The organism is Flavobacterium myungsuense (genome assembly GCF_042677265.1).
In the GTDB taxonomy this organism is placed as follows: Bacteria; Bacteroidota; Bacteroidia; order Flavobacteriales; family Flavobacteriaceae; genus Flavobacterium; species Flavobacterium myungsuense.
Genome location: NZ_JBHTIZ010000005.1, coordinates 231,052 through 250,175 on the forward strand (window position 1 = coordinate 231,052; position 19,124 = coordinate 250,175).

The 19,124-nt window shown below is 32.4% G+C and carries 13 protein-coding genes; 11 read left to right on the plus strand and 2 right to left on the minus strand.

Features of this window, described 5'->3' with window-relative positions; all coding sequences use genetic code 11:
• Positions 1-783 (minus strand): THC0290_0291 family protein, encoded by a 783-nt coding sequence (locus tag ACFQ0S_RS01485; protein ID WP_379752475.1) that lies wholly within the window; start codon positions 781-783, stop codon positions 1-3.
• 282 nt (positions 784-1,065) lie between these two features.
• Here ACFQ0S_RS01485 and gdhA point away from each other — a divergent pair, with 282 nt between their 5' ends.
• The 6 genes from gdhA (at position 1,066) to ACFQ0S_RS01515 (ending at position 10,211) form a co-directional block, all read left to right on the plus strand.
• Positions 1,066-2,409 (plus strand): NADP-specific glutamate dehydrogenase, encoded by a 1,344-nt coding sequence (gdhA, locus tag ACFQ0S_RS01490; protein ID WP_379752477.1) that lies wholly within the window; start codon positions 1,066-1,068, stop codon positions 2,407-2,409.
• A 120-nt stretch (positions 2,410-2,529) separates the two neighbouring features.
• Positions 2,530-4,827, plus strand: a complete 2,298-nt coding sequence (porZ, locus tag ACFQ0S_RS01495) for a type IX secretion system anionic LPS delivery protein PorZ (RefSeq protein ID WP_379752479.1) — start codon at positions 2,530-2,532, stop codon at positions 4,825-4,827.
• A gap of 27 nt (positions 4,828-4,854) precedes the next feature.
• Complete coding sequence (gene recO, locus ACFQ0S_RS01500; RefSeq protein ID WP_379752481.1) at positions 4,855-5,568, plus strand: DNA repair protein RecO; 714 nt, start codon at positions 4,855-4,857, stop codon at positions 5,566-5,568.
• 130 nt (positions 5,569-5,698) lie between these two features.
• Positions 5,699-9,133, plus strand: a complete 3,435-nt coding sequence (gene ileS / locus ACFQ0S_RS01505; protein ID WP_379752483.1) for an isoleucine--tRNA ligase — start codon at positions 5,699-5,701, stop codon at positions 9,131-9,133.
• Positions 9,134-9,140: 7 nt separating this feature from the next.
• A complete protein-coding gene (locus ACFQ0S_RS01510; protein WP_151107181.1) occupies positions 9,141-9,521 on the plus strand; it encodes a TraR/DksA family transcriptional regulator in 381 nt (126 codons plus the stop codon).
• Positions 9,522-9,608: 87 nt separating this feature from the next.
• Positions 9,609-10,211 (plus strand): lipoprotein signal peptidase, encoded by a 603-nt coding sequence (locus tag ACFQ0S_RS01515; RefSeq protein ID WP_379752486.1) that lies wholly within the window; start codon positions 9,609-9,611, stop codon positions 10,209-10,211.
• A 7-nt stretch (positions 10,212-10,218) separates the two neighbouring features.
• On the opposite strand, the gene ACFQ0S_RS01520 is transcribed toward ACFQ0S_RS01515, so the two are convergent.
• Positions 10,219-10,815 (minus strand): 5-formyltetrahydrofolate cyclo-ligase, encoded by a 597-nt coding sequence (locus ACFQ0S_RS01520; RefSeq protein WP_379752488.1) that lies wholly within the window; start codon positions 10,813-10,815, stop codon positions 10,219-10,221.
• Positions 10,816-10,887: 72 nt separating this feature from the next.
• On the opposite strand from ACFQ0S_RS01520, the gene uvrC reads away from it, so the two are divergent.
• The 5 genes from uvrC to ACFQ0S_RS01545 all read left to right on the plus strand — a co-directional run bounded on the left by uvrC (position 10,888) and on the right by ACFQ0S_RS01545 (position 19,097).
• Positions 10,888-12,687: an excinuclease ABC subunit UvrC gene (uvrC, locus tag ACFQ0S_RS01525; protein WP_379752490.1), complete on the plus strand. Its 1,800-nt coding sequence runs from the start codon at positions 10,888-10,890 to the stop codon at positions 12,685-12,687.
• Positions 12,688-12,694: 7 nt separating this feature from the next.
• Complete coding sequence (locus ACFQ0S_RS01530) at positions 12,695-14,905, plus strand: patatin-like phospholipase family protein (protein ID WP_379752492.1); 2,211 nt, start codon at positions 12,695-12,697, stop codon at positions 14,903-14,905.
• A gap of 70 nt (positions 14,906-14,975) precedes the next feature.
• Positions 14,976-16,613 (plus strand): amino acid permease, encoded by a 1,638-nt coding sequence (locus tag ACFQ0S_RS01535; RefSeq protein WP_379752494.1) that lies wholly within the window; start codon positions 14,976-14,978, stop codon positions 16,611-16,613.
• 447 nt (positions 16,614-17,060) lie between these two features.
• The gene (locus tag ACFQ0S_RS01540) at positions 17,061-17,837 is read left to right on the plus strand and encodes a DUF3108 domain-containing protein (protein WP_379752496.1); all 777 of its coding nucleotides are present in this window, start codon (positions 17,061-17,063) and stop codon (positions 17,835-17,837) included.
• Positions 17,838-17,867: 30 nt separating this feature from the next.
• A complete protein-coding gene (locus tag ACFQ0S_RS01545) occupies positions 17,868-19,097 on the plus strand; it encodes a M23 family metallopeptidase (RefSeq protein WP_379752498.1) in 1,230 nt (409 codons plus the stop codon).
• Positions 19,098-19,124 lie beyond the last annotated feature (27 nt).

Here is a 19,124-nt window from a genome sequence, read left to right on the forward strand (position 1 = left end):
TTATTGTAAATAGTAGATATAACCAAAATTAAACCAAACCAACCAATCGTTTGCTTTGTTTTCTTTATAGATTTTAGGGTCAGGATTTAAGCCATCAACCCAGTTAGAAAAATAGTATTGAAATCTCAAATCAAGCATCAAATCAGATAAAGGCGATACTTTGTATCGAGTTCCAACACTACTAACTACAGACCAAACAGTTCCACCGCTATTTTGAGTTGCTTTATAATATTTTACAGGAGTTGTTGCTGGTATATTTAATTTTCCTAACGTGGAATAGGCTTTAGGATCATAGAAACTAAATTGCCCGCCAAAACTTATAAAAGGAGCCAAAGAGCCAATAGTTGCTGTAAAATCACGAATACTTAAAGGAAAAAACTCTAACTGCATTCCTATATTGGTTACTGAAGTTTCACCTTTCATTCCTCTTAATTGTTCATTGAACAGTCTTTTTTTATCAGGATCTACCCATTCTCCAAAGTGCTGTAATTTGGTTTTGTTATAAGATAATTCACTTCTTAATTTAAAGTGATCATTAAAATAAGTTTCTGGAGTATAACAGTTACAATCTGCTTTGTATGAAAAATTTAAATAATGAATGATGCCAATTCCATAACCTGTGTTTCCTGCATTTGTTTTAAAATCGTAGCGTTCCCCATAGTCAGATTGAAAAGCTACTGGCCCAGCAATAGCGCCAACTTCATGAGAAAACCCAAACTGAGCATTTGTTCTACTTGAATAAACAAATATAAAGAAGAAGGTTAAGATAAAATACTTGGGCATTTGCATTTATAAAAATTCAATTACTGACAAATATATAAAAACATCATTCACTAATTTTTATTTTTTTATTTTTTTAGAATAAGCAATTAAAATATCAAAGACTTGTGAAAACTACAACGATTTCGTAAAAATTAATATTTTTCTAACAGTATTTAATCTTATAGGTTAAAATAATGATAAAACTTCTTATAAAGTTTAGAAATATAGTGCTATATTTTTATAAAATGTATATTTGTAAGTACTAACGAAAACGTTTTCTTAAACGTTATTAATCTATTTATCATGTCACAAAATATTCAATTTTTTGTTGAGTCGGCCGCTAAAAAAAATCCAAATGAGCCAGAATTCATGCAGGCTGTTCACGAAGTTGCTGAAACAGTAATTCCGTTTATTGAAGAAAATAAAAAATACCAAAATAAAATGCTTTTGGAAAGAATGGTTGAATCTGAACGCATCATTATGTTCAGAGTAGTATGGATTGATGATTTAGGGAATACTCAGGTAAATAGAGGATATCGTATTCAAATGAATTCGGCCATTGGTCCATATAAAGGAGGAATTCGTTTTCATCCTTCAGTAAATTTAAGTATTTTAAAGTTTTTAGCTTTCGAACAAACTTTCAAAAATAGCTTGACTACATTACCTATGGGTGGCGGAAAAGGCGGAGCTGATTTTGATCCTAAAGGGAAATCTGAAAATGAAGTAATGCGTTTTTGTCAAGCATTTATGACAGAATTGTCAAGACATATAGGTGCTGACACCGATGTTCCTGCTGGTGACATTGGAGTTGGGGGAAGAGAAGTTGGTTATATGTTTGGTCAATATAAAAGACTAAGAAATGAGTTTACTGGAGTATTAACAGGAAAAGGAATTTCTTTTGGCGGCTCGTTAATTCGTCCTGAAGCAACTGGCTATGGCGCTGTTTATTTTTCTCAGAGTATGTTAGCAACAAAGAAAGAAAATATTGCTGGAAAAACTATAGTCGTTTCTGGTTCTGGAAACGTCGCGCAATATGCTGTCGAAAAAGCAACTCAATTAGGAGCTAAAGTAGTTACTATGTCAGATTCCTCAGGATATATTTATGATGCAGAAGGTATAGACGCTATTAAATTGTCTCATATTATGGAAATCAAAAATGAACTTAGAGGTAGAATAGGAGATTATTTAAATAAGTATCCTAATGCTAAATATGTTGCTGGTAAAAGGCCCTGGGAAGTGAAATGTGACGTTGCTTTACCTTGCGCCACACAAAACGAATTGAACGAGGATGATGCAAAAGCACTTGTTGCTAACGGATGTATTTGTGTAACTGAGGGAGCAAATATGCCTTCAACTCCAGAAGCAGTAATAGTTTTTCAAAAAGCAAAATTATTATTTGCTCCAGGCAAAGCTTCAAACGCAGGCGGTGTTGCAACCTCTGGTTTAGAAATGTCACAAAACTCTCTAAGATTAAGTTGGACAGCAGAAGAAGTAGATGAAAGATTAAAAAGCATTATGCTAAATATTCATGCATCTTGTGTTAAATATGGTAAAGACAAAACAGGTTATATAGATTACGTAAAAGGAGCAAATATTGCTGGATTTGTTAAAGTAGCTGATGCAATGCTAGCGCAGGGAGTAGTGTAATGTAGTTTAAATATTATTATGAAATGCCTTCATTCATTGGAGGCATTTTTTTTGATTTTTATATTAAAAATAAAATAATTCCGTTTTATAGTATATTTGTCTCACAATCTTTAAATCATAATGAAAAAATACAGTTTCTTTTTCTTTTTTTTACTTTCAATGCCATTTAGCTTTTCGCAAAATTCTGCATTATGGAAAGGTTATTTTTCTTACAATGAAATTAAAGATTTATTCCAATCTGGTGATAAACTATTTGTCGCTTCTGAGAATGCTTTATTTTATAAAAACACTATTTCTGGTGAAATTAGCACAACAAATACTGTTGACGGACTTTCGGCACAGACTATAAGTTCCATTTACCATAGTCCAAATTTCAAAAAAACTTTAGTAGGTTATGAAAACGGATTGATGATTGTAATTAACGAAAAGGACAAGAGTATTTTGAATGTAGTAGACATAATTAATAGGGCTTTGCCATCAAATATTAAAAGAATAAATCATTTTATGGAGTATAATGGAATCGTTTATATTTCATGTGATTTTGGAATCGTTCAATACAATTTATCAACGTTATTATTTGGAGACACTTATTTTATTGGTGATTTTGGCGCTCAAATTTCAGTTGCTCAAACAACAATTTACGAGGGAAGTATCTATGCTTCGACAAAATTTAATGGAATAAGAAAGGCAGATATCAACAATCCAAATTTAAATGATTACAATCAATGGGCTACTGTAGCTGATTTTGGATGGTCAGGAATTGAAACTTTTGAAACGAATTTATTATCTATAACCAATCAAGGGAATTTGCAAAAATGGCAAGGAAATTCTTTTGTAACAATAACATCACTTTCACAAACACCATTAGACTTTAGAGAAAATGAAGGTTTTTTAATTGTTACCACATTAAATCACGTGTATATTTATAATACGTCTTTAATTCAGATAGCCGATATCAACAGCAGCCAAATACAAATAGATAAAATTCAATTTACTTGTGCTACAATAAGCAACGGTTCTATTTATATTGGAACTTTAGAGAACGGAATTTTTAGAAAGGAGTTAGATACATCAATTTTTGAAAACATTTTGCCTGAAGGACCAGTAAGAAATGATGTTTTTGCTATAAATGCTAAAACAAAAAATTTATGGGTAGTTTATGGGGGTTATAATCAATTTTATAATCCATATGATTTTTATTCTGGACCAACTAAATTTAGTATTAGTAAATTTAATAAACAGAGTTGGCTTGAAATTCCTTATGAAGAGCTTTCTGAAGCAAGAGCATTGTCAAGAATTACAATAAACCCCAATAATGAAAATCAAGTTTTTATTAGCTCAATGTATTCGGGATTATTAAAATTAGAAAATGATGTGCCAACTACACTATTTAATGCTAAAAACACGGGAACGGATGGATTAACATCTATTGTAGGAGTAGTTCCAGATGATGTTAGAGTTAATGGGGCTGCTTTTGATAAAGCGGGAAACTTATGGCTTGCATCAAGTTTAGTCAAAAAAGGATTAAAAGTTTTTAAAGCAAATGGGCAATGGCAATCTTATCCTTTAGAAAGTGTTAAACCATCAGGAGTTTTAAATTTTGGAAGTATGGTAATTGATAAAAACGGTACGAAATGGATGTCGACTTTAAATGATGGGGTGGTTGGTTTTAATGAAAGCTACAACAATACTTTTAAAGTAATAAAAGAAGGTTTAGATGCTGGGAATCTTCCAAGTAATGATGCTAAAGCAATTGCTATAGATAACAGAAATCAGCTATGGATAGGAACTCGAAAAGGATTGCGAGTACTTTCGAGTGTAGATAATTTCCTATCTACCAATCAATTAAACACTGCTCCAATAATAATTCTTGAAGAAAATTTAGCTCAAGAATTATTGTTCGAACAATTAATTACAGATATTGTTGTTGATGGAGCTAATAACAAATGGATTGGGACAGCAGATTCAGGTGTATTTCTAGTGTCATCAGATGGGCAGCAAACCATTCATCATTTTACGATTAACAATTCACCTTTGCCAAGCAATACCATTAATGATATTGATATTAATGGAGAAACAGGAGAAGTTTTTTTTGCCACTACCAAAGGAATGGTTTCTTATAAAGGGACATCAACTGACGCCAATGAAAATCTTAATAATGTTTATGTATATCCAAATCCAGTTCGCCCAGAGTTTACAGGAACAGTAAAGATTACGGGATTAATAGACAAAGCAACCATTAAAATAGCCGATATAGAAGGTAATTTAGTTTACGAAACCACATCTGAAGGAGGAACAATAGAATGGGACACAACCGCTTTCGGAAAATACAAAGTAGCTTCGGGCGTTTATATGATTTTTATTTCTGCACAAGACGGAATAGAAACTAAGGTTAAGAAAGTGATGATAATTAGGTAAGTTCAAAGTTTAAATTAAACTATAAAGTTGCTAGTAAAAACCAAAGCCATCGTCATTTCCTCTATAAAATATCAAGAAAAAAGCTTGATTGTAAAATGTTTTACCTTATCTGATGGTTTAAAATCCTATTTTGTTCGGGATGCTTTTTCATCTAGAAAGGCCAATCAAAAAATTGCTTATTTCCAGCCGTTAAGTATTCTAGAAATCGAAGCCATTCATAAAAACAAAGGCACTTTAGAGAATTTCAAGGAAATAAAAATTGCATCTCCGTTTCAATCGATACATTCTGATATTTATAAAAGCACAATTGTCATGTTTGTTTCTGAAATTTTGCATCACTCCATTCATGAAGAAGAAAAAAATGAGGCGCTTTTTACCTTTTTAGAAACGGCTTTACATTGGTTAGATACCCATGAGGACATTGCTGATTTTCATCTTATTTTGCTTTTAGAAATGACAAGATTTCTCGGGTTTTATCCAGATATTGCCAACATAGATTTTCCTTTTTTCGAAATGACAGAAGGCATTTTTACCCCTTTTCATGCTATCAGTTCATTAACAGAACACGAAAGTAATTTATTCAAAAAGCTAATTAATTTAAAATTCGAGAACAGTCAAAAAACATTTCACATCATAGAAAGGCAAATTGTTCTGAAAATACTAGTCGATTACTACAGTTTTCATCTCGATGGTTTTAAAAGACCCAAATCTTTGGAAGTTTTAAAAGAGGTTTTTTCTTAAATTTTTAAAAGAGTCTATCGTTTTTGCATAATTTACTATAAATTTCCAGACTACTCTCTTTTTTCTATCATCTTTTATCTATTTTCCTCAAAATTCCTTACTTTCGCACCTCGATTAAGAAAAGTACAAAATGAGCACAAAATTTACTGAATACAAAGGACTTGACTTACCAAAAGTAGCATCAGAAGTTCTTGATTTTTGGAAAAAAGAGAACATATTCGAGAAGAGTATAACTACTCGTGAAGGAGCAGCACCATTCGTGTTTTTTGAAGGTCCGCCTTCCGCCAATGGATTGCCTGGAATTCATCACGTCATGGCACGAGCGATTAAAGATATTTTTTGCCGTTATAAAACTCAAAAAGGATTTCAAGTGAAGCGTAAAGCTGGTTGGGATACCCACGGATTGCCTGTAGAACTTGGTACTGAAAAAGAATTAGGTATTACAAAAGAAGATATTGGTAAAACCATTTCTATCGAAGAATATAACGAAGCCTGTAAGAAAACCGTCATGCGTTATACCGATGTGTGGAATGATTTAACTGAAAAAATGGGCTATTGGGTCGATATGGAAGATCCTTACGTTACCTACAAACCCAAATACATGGAATCGGTTTGGTGGTTGTTAAAACAAATCTACAATAAGGATTTGATGTACAAAGGGTACACCATTCAACCCTATTCTCCAAAAGCGGGAACAGGATTGTCGTCTCATGAAGTGAACCAACCCGGAAGTTACAGAGATGTTACAGACACTACGGTTGTGGCACAATTTAAAGCTTTAAACGAAACTTTGCCAAAATTCCTTCAGGGATTTGGAGATATTTACATTTTGGCTTGGACAACTACACCTTGGACTTTACCAAGCAACACGGCATTGACCGTTGGTCCAAAAATTGATTATGTTTTAGTTGAAACGTTCAATCAATATACTTTTAGACCAACGAAAGTAATTTTGGCTAAGAATTTGGTCGGAAAACAATTCGGAAAAGGATTTTTTGAAAGTACTGAAGCTTCTGATTTCGAAAACTTCAAAGAAGGCGACAACCTGCCTGCCGGCAAGGCAGGAAAAATTCCATATCAAATTATTGCTGAATGTAAAGGAGTGGATTTAGTCGGAATTCGTTACGAACAATTAATGAAATTGGCTTTGCCATATCAAAATCCAGAAAATGCTTTCCGAGTAATATCAGGCGATTTTGTTACTACTGAAGACGGAACAGGAATTGTGCATACCGCCCCAACTTTTGGAGCCGATGATGCTAAAGTAGCTAAAGAAGCCATTCCAGAAGTGCCACCAATGTTGGTTTTAGACGAAAATGGAAATCCGGTTCCATTGGTAAACTTACAAGGTAAATTTATAAATCAATTAGGAGAATTCTCAGATAAATATGTAAAAAATGAATATTATACTGAAGGCGAAGCACCAGAACGCTCTATCGATGTTGAAATAGCTATACGATTAAAAGAAGAAAACAAAGCCTTTAAAGTAGAAAAATACGTACACAGCTATCCACATTGTTGGAGAACTGACACACCAATTTTATATTATCCTTTAGACTCTTGGTTTATAAAAATAACTGAAGTTCGAGATAGAATGTTCGAACTAAACGAAACTATTAATTGGAAACCAAAATCAACTGGAGAAGGACGTTTCGGGAATTGGTTGAAGAATGCCAATGATTGGAACTTATCCCGTTCTCGTTTTTGGGGAATTCCTTTGCCAATTTGGAGAACTGAAGAAGGAACCGAAGAAATCTTGATTGGCTCTGTTGAAGAATTATATAATGAAATCGAAAAATCTATCGCCGCCGGTTACCAAAAAGAAAATCCTTTTCAAAATTTTCAAATTGGAGACATGAGCGAGAGTAACTATGATTTAATTGATTTGCATAAAAACGTAGTCGATGAAATTACTTTGGTTTCTGTTTCTGGAAAACCAATGAAACGCGAAAGCGACCTAATTGATGTTTGGTTTGATTCTGGAGCAATGCCATACGCACAATGGCACTATCCTTTTGAAAACAAAGACAAAATTGACGAAAATAAAGACTTTCCAGCTAATTTTATTGCAGAAGGAGTAGATCAAACAAGAGGTTGGTTTTATACTTTACACGCTATTGGAACTTTAGTATTTGACAGAGTTGCCTATAAAAATGTAGTTTCAAATGGTTTAGTTTTAGATAAAAATGGGCAGAAAATGTCAAAACGATTAGGAAATGCAGCCGACCCTTTTGAGACATTGCTAGAATATGGACCAGATGCCACGCGTTGGTACATGATTTCGAACGCTAATCCTTGGGATAATTTAAAATTTGATTTAGAGGGAATAGCTGAGGTTCGCCGTAAATTTTTTGGGACTTTGTATAATACCTATTCGTTTTTTGTATTGTATGCAAACATCGATAATTTTAAATATGCTGAAGCTGAAATTCCATTAAATGAAAGACCAGAAATAGATCAATGGATTATTTCTGAATTGAATACTTTGATAAAAGTAGTTGATGAGGCTTATGCCGATTATGAACCTACAAAAGCCACACGTGCCATTTCTGATTTTGTTCAGGAAAACCTAAGCAATTGGTATGTTCGTTTGTGTCGTCGTCGTTTCTGGAAAGGTGAGTATGCGCAGGATAAAATAGCCGCCTATCAAACCTTATACACCTGTTTGTTAACTGTAAGTAAACTAAGTGCTCCTGTAGCTCCGTTCTTTATGGACAAACTTTACAGAGACTTAACCCAAGCAACAATCCCGAAGTTTCGGGAAGAAAATTATGACAGTGTACATTTGGCGGAGTTTCCAAAATACGTTGAAAACTTTGTTAATAAATCTTTAGAGAGCAAAATGCAAAAAGCGCAGACTATTTCTTCCTTAGTTTTATCTCTCAGAAAAAAGGAAATGATCAAGGTGCGTCAACCTTTGCAAAAGGTAATGATTCCGATACTTGACGAGAGTCAACGTGCTGAAATTGAAGCCATTTCTGACCTAATAAAAGCAGAAGTAAACGTAAAGGAAATCGTACTTTTAGATGATGCATCAGGAATTTTGGTAAAACAAATCAAACCGAATTTCAAGACTTTAGGACCGCGTTTCGGTAAAGATATGGGTTTGATTTCCAAACAGATACAAAGCTTTACTGCAGAACAAATCAATCAATTAGACACTTTAGGGTTCTTAAGTATTGAAATCTCAGGAAATACTATAACTTTATCACAAGATGATGTCGAGATTTCTTCTCAAGATATCGAAGGCTGGCTGGTGGCTAATTCTAACGGAATTACGGTAGCGTTAGACATTACCATTTCTTCGGAATTAAAAGAAGAGGGTATTGCTAGAGAACTAGTAAACAGAATTCAAAACATCAGAAAAGATTCTGGATTTGAAGTTACAGACAAGGTTAAAGTGCTCTTGCAGAAAAACGAAGTTTTAGAAAAAGCGGTTTTAGCTAATGAAGACTACATCAAATCAGAAACATTAACAGAAACATTACTTTTTGAAGATAATGTAAAAGATGGAATTGAAATAGAATTTGACGAAATAAAAACAAGAATACTAATTACAAAATAACAAGAACATGGTAGATGAAATTGCAAGATACTCAGACGGAGATTTGGCTGAGTTTAAAGAGTTAATCCTAAAAAAAATTAGTAAAGCACAAGCCGATTTAGATTTGATAAAAAGTGCTTACATGAATGACTTAAATAACGGTACCGATGATACTTCGCCTACCTTTAAAGCTTTTGAAGAAGGAAGTGAAACGATGTCTAAAGAGGCAAATTCACAATTGGCTATTCGTCAGGAAAAGTTCATTCGCGATTTAAAAAACGCACTTTTCCGTGTAGAAAACAAAACTTACGGTGTTTGTAAAGTAACAGGCAAATTGATTAGCAAAGAACGACTGATGATTGTTCCTCACGCTACGATGAGTATTGAAGCTAAGAATTTACAACGATAAGAATTCGTTACACAATAATTAACGCTCCAGTAGGAGCGTTTTTTTTAGAAAAAAACAGTAATTTTGCGCCTTAAAAAATTTAATACAATGTCATTACGAAACGCTTATTTCCTAATTTTCATCATATTGCTTGTAGATCAGGCTTCTAAAATTTACATCAAAACTAATTTTGTTTTAGGAGAAGAAGTCAACGTTTTCAATTGGTTTAAAATTCTTTTTATAGAAAACGAAGGAATGGCATGGGGAACGGAGATACCAGGAACTTATGGTAAATTGTTTCTCACGGTTTTCAGATTAATAGCAGTAACCGCAATAGGATATTGGCTTTGGGACGCTTCTCATAAAAACGCATCCAATTATTTAATAGTAGCCATTGCTTTAATTTTAGCTGGTGCATTTGGTAATATAATTGATTCTGTTTTTTACGGAATTATCTTTGACGATAGCCACAACCACTTAGCGACTTTGTTTTCTGAAAATCCGTATGGAAAAGTTTTTCACGGTAAAGTGGTCGACATGTTGTACTTTCCTATTATTGACGGAACTTTCCCTAGCTGGTTGCCGTTTTGGGGAGGAACTGATTTTAAATTCTTTAACGCCATTTTTAATGTTGCCGATATGGCTATTTCTACAGGAGTTGGAATTTTAATTGTCTTCAATAAAAAAGCATTTCATCATCAAAACGCTTAAATAATTTCTAATAATTACTGCTAAAAGTGTAAATAGTATTTGGTGTTACCACATAATCTAGCTTTACATCGTTTTCAAAAACATCAGTAATTGTTTCTTCTGCTTCAAAAAAAGACAACCCTATTTTAATGGCTTCCGGTTTGCATTCCGATAAGAATTTGTCATAAAAGCCTTTGCCGTAACCCACCCGATTTCCTTTTGTGTCAAAAGCTAAAAGAGGTACAAAAACTACTTGAATTTTATGAGATGGAACTTCAATTCCGTCTACAGGTTCAGGAATATGGTATTGATTTTTCTTTATTGTAGTATTTTCAGTCAGTAAGAAATGAGTCATACAGCATGTTTTAAAATCAGATTTCGAAATTATAATTTCCTTGTCTTTTCCTGATAACACATGCAATATATATTCTGTATCTACCTCTTTTTGTTCGGTAATGGGTAAAAAAACATGAAAATAGGTTTTATCCCAAACCTGCCTGCCGTCAGGAAGTGTGGGTAATCGTAGTAATTTATTGGCAATTGCCAAACTCATTTCTTCAATTTCATTTTCAGAAAATGACTTTCTTAATGCTTTATATGTAACTCTTAAATCGCTTTTATTCATGAAGTAAAATTATAAAATTAAATTTGCAAAGTCTCATTTGAAATTCATGATTATCCTCTTAACTTTGTTTCCATGACTACTCCTTCTCTAGAACTTCAAATACAAACTCTCCCCGATAGTCCCGGAGTCTATCAGTATTACGATAAAGAAGAAAAAATTCTTTACGTTGGCAAAGCTAAAAATCTAAAGAAAAGAGTTTCATCGTATTTCAATAAAATTCACGACACCGCTAAAACGAATGTTTTAGTTAAGAAAATTGTAACCATAAAACACATTGTTGTTCCTACAGAGTCAGATGCTTTGTTACTGGAAAACAATCTTATAAAAACGTTGCAACCCCGTTATAATGTCTTGCTTCGTGATGACAAATCCTATCCTTGGATTTGTATTAAAAAAGAACCATTTTCTAGAATATTTCCCACAAGGAAAATGGTCAAAGACGGTTCAGAATATTTTGGACCCTATACTAGTTTTAAAACAGTTTCAACGATTTTAGATTTGATTAAAGAATTGTATCCGTTGCGAACCTGTAATTTTGATTTGAGTGCAACTAATATCGAAAACCATAAATTTAAAGTTTGTCTCGAGTACCATATTGGCAATTGCAAAGGACCATGCGAAGGCTATGAATCTCTAGAAAACTATCAAAATCAAGTAGATGCAATACGCGAAATTTTGAAAGGGAATTTCAAAGAAAGTATGAAAGATTTCAAAAAATTGATGAATGACTTGGCCTCTAAAATGCATTTTGAAGAAGCTCAAAAAGTAAAAGAAAAAATAGAAACTTTAGAAAAATACCAATCTCGTTCTACAATTGTAAATCCTAAAATTACAAATATTGATGTTTTTTCTATTGTTTCAGACGAAAGTGCTGCTTATGTCAATTTTCTTCAAATTGCTCATGGTTCAATAATTCGTTCGCATACTTTAGAAATTAAAAAGAAACTCGATGAATCGGATGAAGAACTGTTAGAACTCGCTATTATTGAACTTAGAGAACGTTTTCAATTAGTGTCTAAAGAAGTTATTGTTCCTTTTGAAGTTGCATTAGGTTCAACTATAAAGGTTACAGTGCCGCAATTGGGAGACAAAAAACAAATTTTAGAGTTGTCTATTCGTAATGCTAAGTTTTATAGAATAGAGCAACTCAAACAATTACAAATTGTAGACCCAGACCGGCATACCAATAGAATTATGGCGCAGATGCAAAAGGATTTACGATTGCAAGTCGAGCCAAGACACATCGAATGTTTTGATAATTCGAACATTCAAGGAACCAATCCTGTTGCTGCTTGTGTTGTTTTTAAAGACGGGAAACCCAGTAAAAAAGACTATAGGCATTTTAATATTAAGACTGTTGAAGGACCAAACGATTTCGCTTCAATGGAAGAAGTAGTGTATCGCAGGTACAAACGCATGCTTGACGAACAACAACCATTACCACAATTAATAATTATTGATGGGGGAAAAGGACAATTATCATCAGCTTTAAAAAGTATTGACGAACTAGGATTAAGAGGAAAAATTGCCATTATAGGTATTGCAAAACGATTAGAAGAATTATTTTATCCAGGCGATTCAGTTCCGTTGTATTTAGATAAAAAATCGGAAACCTTAAAAGTAATACAACAACTTAGAAACGAAGCACACCGTTTTGGAATTACCTTTCACAGAGATAAAAGAAGCAAAGCCGCTTTAAATTCTTCTATTGAAGCGATTCCAGGAATTGGCGAAAAAACGATGCTCGTGTTACTACAACATTTCAAAAGTGTTAAAAGATTGAAATTAGCATCAGAAAAAGAGATTTCTGACATTGTTGGTGCATCGAAAGCCAAAAAAATTACCGACTTTTACAAAACAACTAATCTGTAAATTCTATATGAAAAAAATTCTTTTATTTTTTATAGTGTTTATTACTCTAACAAATTGTTTTTCGCAAGAACAAACGCTTAAAAAACCTAAAATAGGATTGGTTTTAAGCGGCGGTGGCGCAAAAGGATTTGCACATATTGGTGTTTTAAAAGTGCTAGAACAGGCAGGAGTAAAAATAGATTATATTGGCGGAACTAGCATGGGAGCTGTAGTTGGAGGTTTGTATGCTTGCGGTTATAATGCAAAACAGCTCGATTCTATTTTCAGGGAAACTAATTTTGATAATTTAATAAATGATTTTATTCCGCGAAGTTCAAAGAATTTTTATGAAAAAAAGAATGATGAGTTATATGCTTTTGCTTTACCGTTCAATAAGTTTAAAATTGCAATTCCAACAGCTTTATCAAAAGGAATTTACAATTATAATTTATTAAATAGGCTTACTAAAAACGTACGTGAGGTTAACGATTTTAACAAACTTCCTATAGCTTTTACTTGCATTGCCTCAAATATTGAAAACGGAGAAGAAGTAGTTTTAAACAAAGGTTATTTAGCGAAAGCAATGCTGGCAAGTGCTGCTTTTCCTACTTTGTTTGCTCCAGTAGACATTGATGGTAAACTTCTTGTTGATGGAGGAGTTACAAATAATTATCCAATAGAAGAAGTACGAAAAATGGGTGCTGATATTATAATAGGGGTAGATGTTCAGGATGATTTATTGGATAGAAATAAACTAAAAGAGGCGACAAAAATTTTGGCACAAATTATAAATCTTCAATCTATTGAGAAAATGAAGTTGAAGATAAAAGAAACTGATATTTATATAAAACCAGACACCGATAAATATGGAGTTATTTCGTTTGAAGACGGACCCGAAATTATAAAAAGTGGCGAAGAAGCTGCTTTCTCAGTTTATGAAAAATTAAAGGCTTTAGGTAGTTTTTCTGAAATGAATTTAAATAAAGGGCTTGCAAAAAGCTCAGATAGCATTCAAATTAATACGATTCAAATTAAACGTTTAAAAAACTATACCAGATCATATATTATTGGAAAACTTGGGTTTAAACAAAAATCAAACATTACTTACGAAGATTTAAAAAAGGGAATAGATAATATTGTAGCGACTCAGAATTTTAGTACTGTTAGTTATACTTTAGAAAATAACAAAAATAATGATGATTTGGTTTTAGATTTAAAAGAGAGTTCAAATAAAACCTTTTTAAAATTTGCGTTGCATTATGATGATTTATACAAAAGCGGATTTTTAGTAAATCTGACCCAAAAGAAAGCTTTTGTAAAAAACGATGTTACGTCATTAGATATTATTTTAGGAGATAATATAAGATACAATTTCGATTATTATATAGACAATGGGTTTTATTGGAGTTTTGGATTTAAATCACATCTAAACACTTTTAATTCTAACACAAAATTTGATTTTAATAATGGTGACATATTAAACCAACAAGGAATTAATACTATAAATATTGACTTTTCTGATTTTTCTAATCAAGCATATGCTCAAACTATTTTTGCTCAAAAATTCATAGTTGGAGCTGGATTAGAATTTAAACATCTTAGAATTGATTCAAAAACCATTGATTTTATTAAACCCGTTTTCGAAAACAGTAATTATTTAAGTCTTTTTGGATATTTGAAATTTGATTCTTTAGACAATAAATATTTTCCAAAAACAGGATGGTATCTCACAGGAGATTTTCAATATTATGCGTATTCGTCAGATTACAACAACAATTTTAATAGATTTTCAATTGCAAAAGGAGAAGTAGGTTTTGCTAGAAAAATCACTAACAAAGTAGCCATCAATTTCCGTAACGAAGCAGGATTTGATATTGGTGAAAACACGATCCCTTTTTTTAACTTTGTTCTTGGAGGTTATGGTTTTAATACCATAAATAATTTTAAGCATTTTTATGGCTATGATTTTTTAACTATTGCAGCAGATAGTTATATAAAATCGTCAATTACTTTTGACTACGAATTTTACAAAAAAAACCATTTGAATTTAACTGCAAACTATGCAAATGTTCAAGACAATCTCTTTGATACTACAGATTGGATTTCTAAACCTAAATATTCAGGTTATGCTTTAGGTTATGGTTTAGAGACTATTATTGGTCCTATAGAAATTAAATACAGTTGGTCTCCAGAAACCAACAGAACTTTTGCTTGGTTTAATGTTGGCTTTTGGTTTTAATGTTTTTTGTAAAATATTGTTTAAAAAACAATATATTTGATTTTTAAAACAAATTTAAAGTAGGAAACACATGTCTATTTGGAAAAGAAAACCCTTATCACAATTATTAAATGAAGCTTCAGAATCTGAAAAAGGGTTAAAGAAAACATTAACCGCACCAGGATTGGTAGCCCTTGGAATAGGAGCAATTATTGGAGCAGGTTTATTCTCAATTACGGGTTTAGCAGCTTCAATGAATGCAGGGCCAGCCATAACAATATCATTTCTCGTGGCTGCTTTTGGTTGCATCTTTGCAGGATTGTGCTATGCTGAATTTTCGTCAATGATTCCTGTTGCTGGTAGCGCATATACCTATTCTTTTGCTACTATGGGAGAATTTGTAGCCTGGATTATAGGTTGGGATTTAGTATTAGAATATGCAGTCGGAGCCGCTACTGTTTCCATAAGTTGGTCTAGATATTTAGGAAAATTTTTAGGTAGCTATGGCATACATTTAGATGAATCCTATACATTATCTCCGTTTGAAGGTGGGATTATAAATCTTCCGGCAGTATTTATTGTTATGGTAATGTCTCTAATTTTAATGCGAGGAACTCGCGAATCAGCATTTATAAACGGAATAATAGTGTTGTTAAAAGTGACTGTTGTTTTGGTTTTTATTGCTGTTGGTTGGCAATACATTAGACCAGAAAATTATACGCCCTATATTCCTGAAAATACAGGTAAATTTGGAGAATTTGGTTTCTCAGGAATAATCAGAGCAGCGGCAATCGTGTTTTTTGCATACATTGGTTTTGATGCCGTATCAACCGCTGCACAAGAAGCAAAAAACCCAAAAAGAGATATGCCAATAGGAATACTACTTTCATTAGGAATTTGTACAGTATTATACATCCTTTTTGCACACGTTATGACGGGCGTTGTCAATTATCAAGCATTTGCAGGTAAAGACGGAATTGCTCCTGTAGCAATTGCTGTAGAAGCTATGGGAACTGCTGGTGCTGACGGAATGATTACTCCTGCCTATCCTTGGTTAAACAATGCAATTCTTTTAGCAATATTAGGAGGATATGCTTCGGTTATTTTAGTGATGTTAATGGGTCAAAGCAGAGTGTTTTTCTCTATGAGTAAGGATGGTTTAATGCCAAAAGTGTTTTCAGAAGTCCATTCAAAATTTAGAACTCCAGCTAAAAACAATCTTTTATTCATGATTATTGTAAGTCTTTTTGCAGCATTTGTTCCTGCAAGAGTAGTTGGCGAAATGACTAGTATAGGAACATTGTTTGCCTTTATTTTAGTGTGTGTAGGAGTATTGATTATGCGTAAGAAAATGCCAGAAGTACCAAGAGCTTTTAGAACGCCACTAGTTCCTTTTGTTCCAATTGCGGGTATTTTTGTCTGTTTATTTATGATGGTGTTTTTACCACTAGACACTTGGATTAGACTTATCGTTTGGATGATGATAGGATTTGATTTATATTTATTCTACGGTATGAAAAACAGTATTTTAAACAAAGGGCAGTTTAGTTTAAAAAGTTACAAAACCGTTGCTGGTTCTGGTTTAGGTATGGTATTAGCATTAATTGTAATTGCTTTTATTCACCACAACGATCCAAATATTGACGACCATTTCTTATTCTACTTTTCTTTACTGTTTGCGGCCGTTCACACACTAATTTATGCGTATAGTTTTAAAAAAGTAAGATAAAATCTATTTCACAATACTTTTAAAGGCATTAAAAATTGAATTTTCATTTTTTAATGCCTTTCTTGTTTTTATACTTTAAATAAACCTATTGAAGAGACGTTAAGTCTATTTTTAATTGTAAAAAAGCTACAAGAAAATCCAACAACATCGCAAATTAATTGTTAAAATTTTTACATAATTATCACAATATAACGTTGTAGTCGCATTAAAACAGAATAATTAATGTTAAAGTTGAATTTTCATTGAAAATTATTCAATAAAAGTAATTATATTTGCTAAACAAAATAGACGGAGTGGTTTCCTTATATTTTATATAAATTTTCATAATTTATAGTTTTTTTGGTTGGTTAATAGCATAAAAACTCAGTCATTATTTGACTGGGTTTTTTTGTTTTAATATATTTGGAACGAATATTGTATTTTGCTGCTATATCAAATAAAAGAAGAATGAAAAAAATAATTATAGTAGTATTTGTTATTTCAACACTTGGGTTTAGTTCTCAAAAAGAAAGAGCTTTTGATTCTGGAGAATGGTTTAAATTTAGAGTGCATTATGGTTTATTCAATGCAGGCTATGCAACGCTAGAAGTACAAGAAGCAACCAAAAACAATAAAAAAGTATATCATGCCATTGGGAAAGGCTACACGACCGGAATGTCTCGTTTTTTCTTTAAAGTAGAGGATAATTATGAGAGTTATTTTGATAAAGAAACAGGTAAGCCTTATCAGTTTGTTAGAAAAATAGATGAAGGAGGGTATAAAAAAAATCAAGAAGGATTTTTCAATCAATCAGATAACAAGATTTTTGTTAAGGATTATAAAAACAAATCTGAAAATACTTTTTTAATTCCAGAAAACACCCAGGACATTGTATCGACTTTTTATTACCTAAGAAATCATCCTACGATAGACAAACTTAAAGTAGGCGAATCAATTACCGTTGACATGTTTTTTGATAATGAAACTACAAAATTTAAGTTAAAATTTATTGGTAAAGAGGATTTAGAAACTAAATTTGGGATAGTTCCAACTATGATATTTAGACCACTAGTGCAGTCAGGGCGCGTTTTTAAAGAAGAAGAAAGTTTAACCGTTTGGATTTCAGACGATGATAATAAAATTCCGTTAAGTATAAAAGCCAGTCTAGCTGTCGGTTCTATAAAAGCTGACTTAGACGCGTTTAAAGGGCTTAAATATTCTTTTAAAGTAAAAGCAAAGCATTAAAAATTCAGTCAATTCTCAAAAAAACAACTTTTGAAAAAAGTATTCCTACTCATATCCTTCCTTTTTATTATACTTTCTTGCAATAATGTAAATGAAGAAATAATCGAAACCGTTGAAAAACCAAAAGCAATTATTGAAAAATTTGGATTTAAATATAACGATTTTAATGTAGTAAATGATACCATTCAATCAGGAGATACTTTCGGTAGCCTACTCGATAATCAAAATTTAAATGATAATTTAGTTTATGATATCGTTGCAAAAGTAAAAGATACTTTTGATGTCAGAATTATGCGAATTGGCAAACCATTTACACTTTTTAGAACAAAAGACCGATATAAAAAACTTCAAGCTTTTGTTTATCAGGCAGATCAAGGTAGTTATTACGTGGTCGATTTAAGAGATTCTATATCTGTTTATAAAAAAATTAGACCAATTAAAATCAAAACTCGAACTATCGCTGGAAGTTTAGACGGTTCATTATCTGAAGCTTTAAATAAAGAAGGTGTTGACGCTTCATTAGCCAATAAATTAACAAAAGTATACGCCTGGTCTATCGATTTTTTTAAACTTAAAAAAGGCGATAAATTCGCAGTTACATTTACTGAACGGTATATTGATGACACCATTTATGACGGTGTTGACAGTTTAAAAGCGGCTTTCTTTGAATACAAAGGAAAAACTATTTATGCTTTTCCTTTTGCTCAAAATGAAGCTTCCGGAAAACTCGATTATTATGACGAAGAAGGAAAAGCATTAAAGAATTTCTTTCTAAAAGCACCACTTAAATTTGTAAACATAACTTCACGTTTTGCCAAAAACCGTTTTCATCCCGTTCAATTAATATGGAAAGCCCATAAAGGAACCGATTATGCCGCTCCCACAGGAACTCCAATTATGACTACGGCATCTGGAGTGGTTGAGCAAACAGGGTTTACAGCAGGAAATGGCAATTTTGTTAAAGTAAAACACGACCGAACGTATTCGACTCAATATTTACACATGTCTAAAATTTTGGCTCGAAGAGGACAAAGAGTCAATCAAGGAGATATTATTGGAAAAGTTGGAAGCACAGGACTTGCAACGGGTCCGCATGTTTGTTATCGTTTCTGGAAAAATGGCGTTCAAGTAGATGCATTGAGATTAAAGCTTCCAAACTCTGAACCCATGGATAAAAGTAACTTACCTCGATTTATGACTTTTATGAAACCATTAAAACGTGAATTAGACAGTGTTTCTAGATTAAAAAACAAAAAGTAAGCATAGCAATTTAATCGTACTATTAAA

Coding starts and splice junctions, on each gene's coding strand:
- ACFQ0S_RS01530 (WP_379752492.1), top strand. CDS start 12,695: ATGAAAAAAATTCTTTTATTTTTTATAGTGTTTATTACTCTAACAAAT.
- ileS (WP_379752483.1), top strand. CDS start 5,699: ATGAGCACAAAATTTACTGAATACAAAGGACTTGACTTACCAAAAGTA.
- ACFQ0S_RS01510 (WP_151107181.1), top strand. CDS start 9,141: ATGGTAGATGAAATTGCAAGATACTCAGACGGAGATTTGGCTGAGTTT.
- porZ (WP_379752479.1), top strand. CDS start 2,530: ATGAAAAAATACAGTTTCTTTTTCTTTTTTTTACTTTCAATGCCATTT.
- uvrC (WP_379752490.1), top strand. CDS start 10,888: ATGACTACTCCTTCTCTAGAACTTCAAATACAAACTCTCCCCGATAGT.
- gdhA (WP_379752477.1), top strand. CDS start 1,066: ATGTCACAAAATATTCAATTTTTTGTTGAGTCGGCCGCTAAAAAAAAT.
- ACFQ0S_RS01540 (WP_379752496.1), top strand. CDS start 17,061: ATGAAAAAAATAATTATAGTAGTATTTGTTATTTCAACACTTGGGTTT.
- ACFQ0S_RS01485 (WP_379752475.1), bottom strand. CDS start 783: ATGCCCAAGTATTTTATCTTAACCTTCTTCTTTATATTTGTTTATTCA.
- ACFQ0S_RS01535 (WP_379752494.1), top strand. CDS start 14,976: ATGTCTATTTGGAAAAGAAAACCCTTATCACAATTATTAAATGAAGCT.
- ACFQ0S_RS01515 (WP_379752486.1), top strand. CDS start 9,609: ATGTCATTACGAAACGCTTATTTCCTAATTTTCATCATATTGCTTGTA.
- ACFQ0S_RS01520 (WP_379752488.1), bottom strand. CDS start 10,815: ATGAATAAAAGCGATTTAAGAGTTACATATAAAGCATTAAGAAAGTCA.